Below are 12,177 nucleotides of genomic sequence, written 5' to 3'. Positions count from 1 at the left end.
TGGTTCATCTCGTTGATCCGGTGTGTGGAGAGAGCGCGAGACGACCGGAGAGGTTCCCTCCGCTTCCTGTGAACGCAGCCACAGGGACAGTCCTGTGACAAAGCGCGGACTCTTTGACGGGACGGCCCGCACCCCCGGCCCGAAACGCCCGTCTCAGCCGTACAGCTCCGAGTACGACAGATACACGCGCCCGGCACCGCCGCCGCCGTCACCTGCACCGCCGTCGTGCACCGACTCCGCCGCCCGCACGGCCCGCACGATCGCCCGGGTCACGAGATCCGCCCCGGCCGCGAGGATCTCGTTCAGCGCGAGCGGGTTCGCGGCGTCCAGCGGGCGGGCCCCGGTCGCGAGGGCGAACACCGTGTCGCCGTCGTTCAGCAGATGCACCGGCCGCACCGCCCGGGCGATCCCGTCGTGCGCGGTCCCCGCCACCTTCTGCGCCTGCGCCCGGGTCAGGTCCGCGTCCGTGGCGACGACGGCGAGCGTCGTGTTCAACGTGGCAGGGCCGGACGCAGGGCCAGACGCCGGGCCGGACGCAGGGCCAGACGCCGGGCCGGACGCAGGGCCAGACGCCGGGCCGGACGCCGGGCCAGACGCAGGGCCGGGCTCGGTGAGCGGCGCCGGCCCGTTCGCCGCGAGCGCCGCCGCCAGCCGCTCGCCCGCCGCCACGTGCACCGCCGCGTCCGGATACGTCACCGGCCCGCGCCCCGCGAAGAACTCCCCGTACAGCGCCCCCGTCCCCGGATCCACCGCCGAGCCCGCCGCGTTGGCCACCACCAGCGCCGCGACCGTGATCCCCGAGTCGAGCACCACGGACGCCGTGCCGATGCCGCCGCGCAGCCCGCCGACGAGCGTCCCCGTGCCCGCGCCCACACTGCCCTGAGCCACCGGGGCGCCGGCCGGGCTCGCCGCCGCGGCCTCCACGGCGGCCCGGCCCGTCGCCGCGTCCGGCCGGGCCCGCCAGTCGCCGCCCCGGCCGAGGTCGAAGACGCAGGCCGCCGGCACCACCGGCACCACCTGCCCGGGCCCGCCCACCGGCACCCCGCGCCCCTGTTCCTCCAGCCACGCCATCACGCCCGACGCCGAGTCGAGCCCGAAGGCGCTGCCGCCGGTCAGCACCACCGCCTCGATCCGCTGCACCAGATTGCGCGGGTCGAGCGCGTCCGTCTCCCGGGTGCCGGGGCCGCCACCGCGCACGTCGACCGCGGTGACCGCGCCGCCCTCGGGCGCGAGCACGACCGTCGTCCCGGTCAGCCACCCGTCGCCGCGCCGCGTGGCGTGCCCCACGCGCAGGCCGGGCACGTCGGTCAGTGCGTCGTTGCGGGCCGGCCCGCCGCCCGTCGTCGATTCCGTCGTCATGTTCCCTGCGTACCACGACAGTTGACCCGGACGGTGCTTCCGGCGCCCCGGGCCGCGCGGGCCGGAAGAGGCCTTGGGGGCCTTCGTCGCCCGGGGATCCGTGCCCTCCGTCGCCCCGCGCTGTGACCGTCGTCGCCTCTGTCGCGAGGGGTGCCCGGCAAAGGGGCCTGGAGAAGAGGCCGGGGCGTGGCGATGCCGGAGTGCAGGGCCGCCCGGTACGGACGTACCTCCGTGAGGATCGGCCCGCGACGTACCCTGGAGCCATGAGCGACACCCCGAAGCCCGCCCCCGAGCCGCGCGACCCCAAGGCCGCGCTGATCTTCGACGATCCGCTGTCGGCGCAGTCCTCCGACGACACGGACCGGGGGTGGGGCGAGCGGCCGGCCGCCGGTGACAACAGCGCCGCCGACCTGGCCCGGTTCCTCGACGAGAAGCCGCCCCACCACCTCTGAAGAGCCGCTACGAGTCGGAGTGGCCCGAGCCGCGCTGTGCCACGAGGGTGTCGCGGATCTCCTTGAGGACCTCCAGCTCGGAGACCTCGATCACCTCGTGGGTGCCTTCCTTCGCCGCGTCGATGTTCGCCTTGCGGGCCAGGTACTTCGCCATGGGCAGCACCATCAGGAAGTACACGACGGCGGCCGTGATGAGGAAGCTGAGCGTGGCGCTGAGGACAGTGCCCCAGAGGATCTCGATCCCGTCCCCGCCGGCGCAGTCGCCCTTCAGGCAGGACTTGTAGCTGTCCAGGTCGGACGTGCCGAACGCGCCGACGATCGGGTTGATCACGCCCTTGACCACCGCGTTCACGATGTTGGTGAACGCCGCGCCGATCACGACCGCGACCGCCAGGTCGATCACATTGCCGCGCATCAGGAAGGCTTTGAAGCCTTCCCACACGCCCGGCTGCTTCTTCTCGCTCACCAGAAGGCCTCTCTTCACATGTCCAGGTTGTGGTGCAAACGCCCCCGCAACCTACGGCAGTTCGGGTCAGACCTGTCCAATCCCGTAACTCGATCGAGGGACTTGACGGGATTCCGGTCACCAGACCGTCACCGCCAGCCTGGAAACGGCCCCCGCTCCCGCGAGCCGTGTGGCGACAGGGCGCTCCACCTTCAGCACCACCAACGCCCCGCCCCCGTCCGGGGTTTCGCCCGAAAATGCGTCGGGTACGGACGCGACCCGGGCGCCCGAGGCGAGGACCCGCACCCCGGGCTTCCCGTCGGTCCGCGCCGCGACCACGTCGACCCGGTCGCCCGGCCGCAGCAGCCGTACGGCCGCCGCGTCCGCGATCCGCACCGGAGCCGACACCGTCACGGCGGGGTGCCGCGCCGGCCCGCGCGCGGTCTGGCGCGGCGGCGCCTGCGCCCGCTCAGGGCCGTCCCCCGCGCCGGACGAGGGCACGGCGGCGACCAGGGCCGCCGCGGTCAGAGCGAGTCCGGCGGCCAGTACCGGCACCGGCCGGCCCCGGCGCGGACCGCCGCGGCCGGTACGCAGCCGCCCGCCGCGGACGCGCACGGGAGGGAAGGGCGGCACCTCGGACGTCGGGGGAGTGGGAGTGCTGAGCCGGTAGGGGACAGGTGCTGCTGCGGACACGGTCGTCACCGCCTGCGGATCGGTTCGGGTCGGACGGACACCGCGTCCGTCTCGTCGACCACGATCCGCTCCGGCGAGAGATCCCGCCGGGCCCCGTGTGCTACCGGCCGGTTGTGGACAACTCCCTCACCCGAACGTGAAGTTCACCGGACCTGGGAGGCCAGGCGGCAGATAGCTGCGGCACTGCGGCAGGTCACGGGAGCTGGATCCCGGGGTCCATGCCGCCGAGCGCCCCGACGCACAGGCAGTCCCGCTCCGCGGTCGCCGGCAGCCCCGCGACCGCGTCGAAGAGCACCGTCCGCAGCCGGTCCACGTTCGCCGCGAACACCTTGAGCACCTCGTCGTGCGAGACGCCCTCGCCGCTCTCGGCGCCCGCGTCCAGATCCGTGACCAGGGTCAGCGAGGTGTAGCAGAGCTCCAGCTCCCGGGCGAGCATCGCCTCCGGGTGCCCGGTCATGCCGACCACGGACCAGCCCATCGAGGCATGCCAGCGCGACTCGGCGCGGGTCGAGAAGCGCGGCCCTTCGACCACGACGAGGGTCCCGCCGTCCACCGGCTCCCAGCCCTTGCCGCGGGCCGCCTCCACCGCCACCCGGCGCCCGGCCGGGCAGTACGGGTCGGCGGGCGAGACGTGCACGACGTTCGGCACCGTCCCGTCGGGCAGCGGCAGCCCGTCGAAGTAGCTCTGCACCCGGGACTTCGTGCGGTCCACGAACTGGTCCGGGATCAGCAGCGTGCCCGGCCCGTACTCGGGCACCAGGCCGCCCACCGCGCACGGCCCGAGCACCTGGCGCACACCGACCGAGCGCAGCGCCCACAGGTTCGCCCGGTAGTTGATCCGGTGCGGCGGCAGGTGGTGGCCGCGGCCGTGCCGGGGCAGGAAGGCGACGCGGCGGCCGGCGATCTCGCCGAGGAAGAGCGAGTCGCTGGGCGGCCCGTAGGGGGTGTCCACCTGGATCTCGGTCACGTCGTCCAGGAAGGAGTAGAAGCCGGAGCCGCCGATCACGCCGATCTCGGCCCCGGTGGTGGTGTTCGCGTTCGTCGCCATGGTCAGCACACTAACCAAGGCCGGAACGCCGAAGACCCCGCCGTCCGGGGACGACAGGGTCTCGTAAGGCGTGGGTCCGGGGTCAGGCCGCGGACGAGGAGCTCGACGAGCTCGACGAACCGGAGGAGGCCGTCGAGGACGACTTGGAGTCCGAGGACGACGACGAAGAGGTCGACGTCGTGGTGGCCGGCTTCGACGCCGACGCCGGGCTGCTGCTCGACGAGGAGCCGCGGCTGTCGTTGCGGTAGAAGCCGGAGCCCTTGAAGACGATGCCGACGGCCGAGAACACCTTCTTCAGGCGGCCACCGCAGTTCGGGCACTCGGTCAGGGCGTTGTCGGTGAACTTCTGCACCGCCTCGAGGCCCTCGCCGCACTCGGTGCACTGGTACTGGTAAGTCGGCACTGTGTCTTCCTCCTGGCACTCTCACTCAGTGAGTGCTAACGACGCTCTATAGTGGCCTATTCCTCGGGATCAGTCCACCGTCACCGGCACTCGGTGACCGACGCCACGTGCCACGGTGCGCCCGACGGACGGCGGGACGAGCCGCGTACGCAGCAGGAACATGACCGCCAGGGCGAGCACGGTGCCGCCCATCGGGACCAGGAATCCCGCACCGTCCCAGAAGCGGTCCTCCAGTTGCCCGGCGGCCGTGACGGCCACGGCCTGGCCCAGCGCGACCGCTCCGGTCAGCCAGGTGAAGGCCTCCGTGCGGGAGCCCGCGGGGACGATCTTCTCGACCAGTGTGTAGCCGGTGATCAGGGCGGGCGCGATGCACACGCCGACCAGCAGGCCGAGCCCGGCGAGCAGCACCACGGACTGGGCCGCCCACAGGCCGGACGCCATCAGGGCGAGCGCCGTGTAGGAGACCAGGAGGCGGCGCTGCGGGGCGGCCTTCCAGGCGACGGCGCCGCAGACGATGCCCGAGAGCATGTTGCCCGCGGCGAAGATCCCGTAGAGGACGCCGTTCATGCCGGGCTCGCCGATGGACTCCGTGTAGGCGGCGAGCGAGACCTGCATGCCGCCGAAGACGGCGCCGATGCCGAGGAACGTGACGATCAGCACGCGCACGCCGGGGACGCGCAGCGCGGAGGCGTGCTCCACGCGCGCGTGGCCCGCGAGGGCGCTCACGGGCGGCTGGGTGCCCTTCTGGGCGGCGAAGAGGAGGCCGCCGACCAGGGTGAGCGCGGACTCGGTGAGCAGGCCCGCGGCCGGGTCGACGCCCGTGCACAGGGCCGTCGCGAAGAGCGGGCCGAGCACGAAGGTGAACTCGTCGGTGACGGACTCGAAGGCGGCAGCGGTCTGCATCAGGGGCGAGCCCTGGAGGCGCACGCCCCAGCGGGCCCGCACCATGGGGCCGACCTGCGGCGTGGAGGCGCCCGTGGGCACCGCGGCCAGGAACAGCGTCCATGTGGGCGCCCCGGACAGCGCGAGGACCGTCAGGGTCGCGCCGGACGCGGAGTGCAGCAGGACGCCGGGCAGCAGGACGGCGCGCTGGCCGAACCGGTCGGCGAGCTTGCCGCTGTAGGGCGCGAACAGCGCCATGGAGACACCGGTCGTCGCGGACACGGCGCCCGCCGTGCCGTAGGAGCCGGTGGTGTGCTGGACGAGCAGCACGATCGAGATGGTCAGCATCGCGAACGGCTGGCGGGCTGCGAAGCCGGGGAGCAGGAACGTCCAGGCGCCGCGGGTGCGCAGCAGTTGTCCGTAGCCCGGGCGCTTGCCGGTGGTGTCGGTGACCGTGGCCTTCTGTGGCACGGCCGTCGCCTTTCTGCCGCCTGGTAGTGCCCCGCCGCCCGGTCGGGGCGTGGGGCACCGAGAGCCGTCCTCGTGCGCCGGGAACCGAGTGATACTGCGGTCCGCGCCAGGAGAGGCCCTGGGCCGTGCAGGAGCGGGGCGCCGGGCTGCGGGGCCGGGCGCGGGTGCTGCAAGGGGACCGCGGCCGCTTTGCGGTCGCGCCGGCTCTACGTCAGGCAGAGTCGGTGGTACGTGGTGTGTGCCCCCATATTACCGGGAGGTCCCGCCTCCCGTGCCCAGCCAGCCGGCGAGCTTGCCGCCGTGGGCGACGGCCCGCAGGCGCGCCTCGGCGGCGTCCCGGACCGGGTCGGTGGCGACCACGAGGAGTTCGTCGCCCTGCCGCAGCACCGTGGTGGGAGCCGGTACGAAGGAGGCGGCGTCCCGGACGACGAGGGTGACGGCGGCGCCCTTGGGCAGCCGCAGCTCGCCGACCTCCACGCCGTGCATCAGGGAGCCCTCGGGGATGGAGATGGACAGCAGGTGGCCGCGCAGTCGCTCCAGGGGCGCCGATTCGATGCCGAGGTCGGCGGCCTCCGCGGAGTCGCCGAGCCGTAGCTTGCGGGCCAGCCAGGGCAGCGTGGGGCCCTGGATCAGGGTGTAGACGACGACCAGGACGAAGACGATGTTGAAGATGCGCTTGCTGTCGGCGACGCCGGTCACCATCGGGATCGTCGCCAGGATGATGGGCACCGCGCCGCGCAGTCCGGCCCAGGACATGAGGGCCTTCTCCTGCCAGGGCATCCGGAACGGCGCCAGGCTGAGGACGACCTCCAGGGGGCGCGCCACCATGGTGAGCACGAGGCCGATGACCAGAGCGGGCACGATGTCGTCGGCGAGCTCGTGCGGGGTGACGAGCAGGCCGAGCAGGACGAACATGCCGATCTGCGCGATCCAGCCGAGCCCCTCGGCGAAGCCGCGGGTGGCGGGCCAGTGCGGCAGCTTGGCGTTGCCCATCACCATGGCGGCCAGGTAGACGGCGAGGAATCCGCTGCCGTGGGCCAGGGCGCCCGCCGCGTAGGCGGTGGTGGCGATGGCCATCACGGCGATCGGGTAGAGGCCGGAGGCGGGCAGTGCGACATGGCGCAGCCCGTAGGACCCGAGCCAGCCGACGGCGAGGCCGATCGCGGCGCCGATGACCAGCTCCAGGGCGATCTCGCCGATCAGGTGGTACCAGTGCTCGACGGGCCCCGCGGTGGAGAACGCGACGACGAGGATGACCACAGGGGCGTCGTTGAAGCCGGACTCGGCCTCCAGGACGCCCGTCACCCGCGCGGGCAGCGGCACCTTGCGCAGGACGGAGAAGACGGCCGCCGCGTCCGTGGAGGACACCACCGCGCCGATGATCAGGGACTGCCGCCATTCCAGGCCCACCAGGTAGTGCGCGCCGGCGGCCGTGACCCCCACGCTCACCGCGACGCCCACGAGCGACAGCGCGGCCGCAGCCGGGAGCGCCGGTCTGATCTCCTTCCACTTCGTGCCCAGACCGCCCTCGGCCAGGATCACGACGAGCGCCGCGTACCCGATGACCTGGGTCAGTTCGGCGTTGCTGAAGGAGACGTTGCCGATGCCGTCCTGACCCATGGCGATGCCGATGCCGAGGTACAGGAGCAGGCTGGGCAGCCCGCTGCGCGAGGAGATGCGTACCGCGGCGACCGCGATGAGCAGCACGAGCGCGCTGACGAGCAGGAGCTGGTTGAGGTGGTCGACAGTCAGGGGCCGTTCCTTCCGCGAGGTGCTTCGCAGGGGTCGATGTGGGGGGAGTTACTTCGTTACCTTACCTAATCGTTAACGGTTCCTTGACGGTCGGGCCGTCGCCGCGGACCTCGTGGGTGGCTCCTTCCTGACTCCGCGTCCGGGCCCGGATCGCACTGCTCGTATGGTTGCTCCAGCCAGCAGCCCGCGAAGGACAGCAAGGATCGCGATGCCCTCCTCCAGTAATGCCTCTTCCGGCGGCCAGACCGGCAGGAAGAAGGGGCGCCGAGCCCGACTGATCGTGATCGTCCTGGTGTTGGCCGTTCTCGCGGGCATCGGTTACGGCGCGTACTGGGGTGTCGACAGCGTGCGCGCCTCGCTGCCGCAGACGACGGGCTCCGTCAGGATCGACGGCCTCGACGGGCCGGTACAGGTCAAGCGGGACGATCACGGCATTCCGCAGATCTACGCCTCCTCGGACGAGGACCTGTTCACGGCGCAGGGCTTCGTGCAGGCGCAGGACCGCTTCTACGAGATGGACGTGCGCCGCCATACGACCTCCGGTCGGCTCTCCGAGATGTTCGGCAAGGGCCAGGTCAAGACCGATGAGTTCCTGCGGACCCTGGGCTGGCACCGGGTCGCGCAGGAGGAGTACGACTCCAAGCTCGCGCCGGAGACGAAGAAGTACCTCCAGGCGTACGCCAAGGGGGTCAACGCCTACCTGGCCGGCAAGAGCGCCAAGGAGATCTCCGCGGAGTACGTGGCGCTCGGCTTCGAGAACGACTACAAGCCGCAGAAGTGGACGCCGGTCGACTCCGTGGCCTGGCTCAAGGCCATGGCCTGGGACCTGCGCGGCAACATGCAGGACGAGATCGACCGCTCGCTGATGACGAGCCGCCTCGACAAGAAGCAGATCGCCGACCTGTACCCGGCCTACCCGTACGACCGGAACAAGCCGATCGTGCAGGAGGGCGGTTACAACGACGCCACGGGCACCTACGACCAGGCGTCCACGGGCACCGGCCGGCAGGGCTCCGGAGGCGGCCAGGGGGCCGGTACGGGCCTCACGGGCGGCGCGCGGGCACCCGAGGGCACCGGCGGGCTCGAGAGCCAGCTCGGCGGCCTCGCGGACGTCCTGGACCAGATCCCCGACTCCGCGGGCCTCGGCCCGAGCGGCAACGGCATCGGCTCCAACTCCTGGGTCGTCTCCGGCGACCACACCATCACCGGCAAGCCGCTGCTCGCCAACGACCCGCACCTGGCGCCGCAACTGCCGTCCGTCTGGTACCAGATGGGCCTGCACTGCACGAGCCTTTCGGCCAAGTGCCGGTACGACGTGGCGGGCTACACCTTCGCGGGCATGCCCGGCGTCGTCATCGGCCACAACCAGGACATCGCTTGGGGCCTGACGAACTCGGGCGCCGACGTCACCGACCTCTACCTGGAGAAGTTCAGCGGCGACGGCTACCTGTACGGCGGCAAGACCGTGGCGTTCAAGACGCGCAAGGAGGTCATCAAGGTCGCCGGCGGCGACGACAAGACGATCACCATCCGCGAGACGAACAACGGCCCGCTGCTCTCCGACCGCAACGACGAGCTCGTCAAGGTCGGCAAGAAGGCCCCCGTCGGCACCACGGCCCCCGACCGCGGCGACGGCTACGGCATCGCGCTGCGCTGGACCGCCCTGGACGCGGGCAACACCATGGACGCCGTCTTCGGCATCGACCGCGCCTCGGACTGGACCGAGTTCCGCAAGGCCGCCGCCGACTTCCAGGTGCCCTCGCAGAACCTCACGTACGCCGACACCGAGGGCCACATCGGCTACCAGCTGCCCGGCCGCATCCCGACCCGCGGCGAGGGCGACGGCTCGCTCCCCTCGCCGGGCTGGGACGCCAAGTACCGCTGGACCGGCTACATCAAGCAGGACGAGCTGCCCTACGAGTACGACCCGAAGCGCGGCTACATCGTCACCGCCAACCAGGCGGTCGTCGGCGAGGACTACCCGTACACGCTGACGACGGACTGGGGCTACGGCACGCGCAGCCAGCGCATCACCGACCTGATCAAGTCGAAGATCGACGGCGGCGGCAAGATCTCCACCGACGACATGCGCACCATGCAGATGGACAACAGCAGCGAGATCGCGAAGCTGCTGGTGCCCTACCTGATGAAGATCGACGTCAAGGACAAGTACGTCCGCGAGGCGCAGGAGCTCCTGGAGAACTGGGACTACACCCAGAACCCGGACTCGGCGGCGGCCGCCTACTTCAACTCGGTGTGGCGCAACATCCTCAAGCTCTCCTTCGGCAACAAGCTCCCCAAGGAGCTGCGCGTCAAGGGCCAGTGCCTGAGCGTCCCCCCGGTCGACAACAGCGGCCCGGCCGACGACGACCGCCGGGTGCGCGAGTGCGGTCAGCGGGACGCGGACTCGGCGCAGCCGGACGGCGGCGACCGCTGGTTCCAGGTCGTGCGCACCATCCTCAAGGACGAGAACAACACCTGGTGGCAGGCTCCGAAGACGCGCACCGACGCGGCGACCGCGACCCGCGACGAGCTGTTCGCCCGTGCCATGGAGGACGCCCGCTGGGACCTGACGGCCAAGCTGGGCAAGGACATCGACACCTGGAGCTGGGGCCGGCTGCACCAGCTGGAGCTCAAGAACCAGACGCTCGGCACGGCGGGCCCCGGCTGGCTGCAGTACGTGCTCAACCGCGGCCCCTGGAAGCTCGGCGGCGGCGAGGCGGCCGTGAACGCGACCGGCTGGAACGCGGCGGGCGGCTACGGCGTCAGCTGGGTGCCGTCGATGCGCATGGTGGTGAACCTGGAGGACTTCGACAAGTCGAAGTGGATCAACCTGACCGGCGCCTCCGGCCACACCTTCAGCTCGCACTACACGGACCAGACGCAGAAGTGGATCGACGGCGAGCTGCTGCCGTGGCGCTTCACGGACAAGGCGGTCGAGGGCGACACCTCGGACACACTCGTCCTGAAGAAGTAGCGTCCTGAAGAAGTAGCTTCCTGCCGAAGGGGCCCCACGCGCGCGTGGGGCCCCTTCGGCGTTCACGTGAAGCGCCGCGCCCCTGAAGGCGTCACGACCGCGTCCACCGCCTTGTCGTGCTCCTCCGTGGGCACCTCGTCGAGGACCTCGCGGTCGTAGAGCAGCACCACGAGGTCGGGCCGGACGCCGGCCGCCTCCAGGCGGGCCAGGACGCGGTCGTACGAGCCGCCGCCCCGGCCGAGCCGCTTCCCGCGCACGTCCACGGCGAGACCGGGCAGCAGGACGACGTCGGCGTCCAGGACGGCGTCGGGGCCGAGCCGGGGCCCGGCGGGCTCCAGGAGGGCCATCTTGCCCGCGTGCTCGACGCGGGCCAGCGAGCCGGGCCCGTCGTAGGCGCCCCAGTCCAGGTCGTTGTCGGCGAGGAGGACGGGCAGCAGGACGCGGGTGCCGCGGGCCCGCAGGGCGTCCAGGAGGGCGCCGGTGCCGGGCTCGCCGCCGACGGACACGTACGCGGCGACCGTGCGGGCCGAGGAGAGGGCGTCCAGTTCCAGGGCGCGGCGGGCGAGAACCGTCTCCGTCTCCCGCACGTCATCCACAGTCAACGCTCTCCTCACCGCGAGGAGCTCTCGTCGCAATGTGCGCTTGTCAGGGTGGGCGCCGCGCGGGTCACTCGGTGGCCGGCTCATGGGCTGACTCATGTGCGGTTCGCAAACCTCTCTTTATCCACGCATATATGGACCATCAAAGCGGACCCACAGATTCCGCCCATAGTCGCCGGATATGGTGACGGGCATGACTGACTCGCACACCAGGATCACCAAGGCTGTCATCCCGGCCGCCGGTCTCGGCACCCGGTTCCTGCCCGCCACCAAGGCGACTCCCAAGGAGATGCTCCCGGTGGTCGACAAGCCGGCGATCCAGTACGTGGTCGAAGAGGCCGCCTCCGCGGGTCTCGACGACGTACTCATGATCACGGGCCGCAACAAGCGCCCGCTCGAGGACCACTTCGACCGCAACTACGAACTGGAGTCCGCCCTCCAGAAGAAGGGCGACGCGAGCCGTCTGGCCAAGGTCCAGGAGTCCAGCGACCTCGCCACCATGCACTACGTCCGCCAGGGCGACCCCAAGGGCCTGGGCCACGCCGTCCTGTGCGCCGCCCCCCACGTCGGCGACGAACCCTTCGCCGTCCTCCTCGGCGACGACCTCATCGACCCCCGCGACCCCCTCCTCGCCCGCATGGTCGAGGTCCAGGAGCAGCACGGCGGCAGCGTCATCGCCCTCATGGAGGTCGACCCCGCGCAGATCCACCTCTACGGCTGCGCCGCCGTCGAGGCGACCGGCGAGGGCGACCTCGTCAAGGTCACCGACCTCGTCGAGAAGCCGGACGCGGCCGACGCCCCGTCCAACTACGCGATCATCGGCCGCTACGTCCTGGACCCCCACGTCTTCGACATACTGCGCAAGACCGAGCCCGGCCGCGGCGGCGAGATCCAGCTCACCGACGCCCTCCAGCAACTCGCCGCGGACGAGAAGGTCGGCGGCCCGGTCCACGGAGTCGTCTTCAAGGGCCGCCGCTATGACACCGGCGACCGTGGAGACTATCTGCGGGCCATTGTCAGACTCGCGTGCGAACGTGAGGACCTGGGCCCCGACTTCCGGACCTGGCTTCGCAGTTACGTCACCGAGGAGATGTAG

The 12,177-nt window shown here is 71.6% G+C and carries 11 protein-coding genes; 3 read left to right on the top strand and 8 right to left on the bottom strand.

What is annotated here, in order from left to right; translation table 11 throughout:
* Positions 1 to 153: 153 nt before the first annotated feature.
* Positions 154 to 1,359, bottom strand: coding sequence for a P1 family peptidase (locus tag ACIBTU_RS25820; RefSeq protein WP_399128803.1), 1,206 nt, complete (start codon positions 1,357 to 1,359; stop codon positions 154 to 156).
* Positions 1,360 to 1,622: 263 nt separating this feature from the next.
* On the opposite strand from ACIBTU_RS25820, the gene ACIBTU_RS25815 reads away from it, so the two are divergent.
* A complete protein-coding gene (locus ACIBTU_RS25815) occupies positions 1,623 to 1,811 on the top strand; it encodes a hypothetical protein (protein ID WP_188338397.1) in 189 nt (62 codons plus the stop codon).
* Positions 1,812 to 1,818: 7 nt separating this feature from the next.
* Here ACIBTU_RS25815 and mscL read toward each other — a convergent pair whose 3' ends face one another.
* From mscL to ACIBTU_RS25785, 6 genes are all read right to left on the bottom strand, one after another.
* Positions 1,819 to 2,280: a large conductance mechanosensitive channel protein MscL gene (mscL, locus tag ACIBTU_RS25810; RefSeq protein WP_399128979.1), complete on the bottom strand. Its 462-nt coding sequence runs from the start codon at positions 2,278 to 2,280 to the stop codon at positions 1,819 to 1,821.
* 114 nt (positions 2,281 to 2,394) lie between these two features.
* Positions 2,395 to 2,949, bottom strand: coding sequence for a hypothetical protein (locus ACIBTU_RS25805; RefSeq protein ID WP_399128801.1), 555 nt, complete (start codon positions 2,947 to 2,949; stop codon positions 2,395 to 2,397).
* 193 nt (positions 2,950 to 3,142) lie between these two features.
* Positions 3,143 to 3,997, bottom strand: coding sequence for an S-methyl-5'-thioadenosine phosphorylase (locus tag ACIBTU_RS25800; RefSeq protein ID WP_399128800.1), 855 nt, complete (start codon positions 3,995 to 3,997; stop codon positions 3,143 to 3,145).
* A gap of 82 nt (positions 3,998 to 4,079) precedes the next feature.
* Positions 4,080 to 4,400, bottom strand: coding sequence for an FmdB family zinc ribbon protein (locus ACIBTU_RS25795; RefSeq protein WP_399128799.1), 321 nt, complete (start codon positions 4,398 to 4,400; stop codon positions 4,080 to 4,082).
* A 69-nt stretch (positions 4,401 to 4,469) separates the two neighbouring features.
* Positions 4,470 to 5,753 carry an MFS transporter gene (locus tag ACIBTU_RS25790; protein ID WP_399128798.1) on the bottom strand — a complete coding sequence of 428 codons (1,284 nt, stop codon included), beginning with the start codon at positions 5,751 to 5,753 and terminating at the stop codon, positions 4,470 to 4,472.
* Positions 5,754 to 6,002: 249 nt separating this feature from the next.
* A complete protein-coding gene (locus tag ACIBTU_RS25785; RefSeq protein WP_399128797.1) occupies positions 6,003 to 7,460 on the bottom strand; it encodes a potassium/proton antiporter in 1,458 nt (485 codons plus the stop codon).
* 253 nt (positions 7,461 to 7,713) lie between these two features.
* Between ACIBTU_RS25785 and ACIBTU_RS25780 the strand changes: the two genes are divergently transcribed.
* Positions 7,714 to 10,482, top strand: a complete 2,769-nt coding sequence (locus tag ACIBTU_RS25780) for a penicillin acylase family protein (protein ID WP_399128796.1) — start codon at positions 7,714 to 7,716, stop codon at positions 10,480 to 10,482.
* A 62-nt stretch (positions 10,483 to 10,544) separates the two neighbouring features.
* On the opposite strand, the gene ACIBTU_RS25775 is transcribed toward ACIBTU_RS25780, so the two are convergent.
* Entirely contained in the window at positions 10,545 to 11,168 is a 624-nt protein-coding gene (locus tag ACIBTU_RS25775; protein ID WP_399128795.1) for a 5-formyltetrahydrofolate cyclo-ligase, read from the bottom strand.
* A 106-nt stretch (positions 11,169 to 11,274) separates the two neighbouring features.
* Between ACIBTU_RS25775 and galU the strand changes: the two genes are divergently transcribed.
* Positions 11,275 to 12,177: a UTP--glucose-1-phosphate uridylyltransferase GalU gene (gene galU, locus ACIBTU_RS25770; protein WP_399128794.1), complete on the top strand. Its 903-nt coding sequence runs from the start codon at positions 11,275 to 11,277 to the stop codon at positions 12,175 to 12,177.

Source organism: Streptomyces sp. NPDC050145 (assembly GCF_044460245.1).
In the GTDB taxonomy this organism is placed as follows: domain Bacteria; phylum Actinomycetota; class Actinomycetes; order Streptomycetales; family Streptomycetaceae; genus Streptomyces.
Note: the sequence above shows the minus strand (reverse complement) of the source record. Positions and strands in the feature narration are given on the sequence as shown.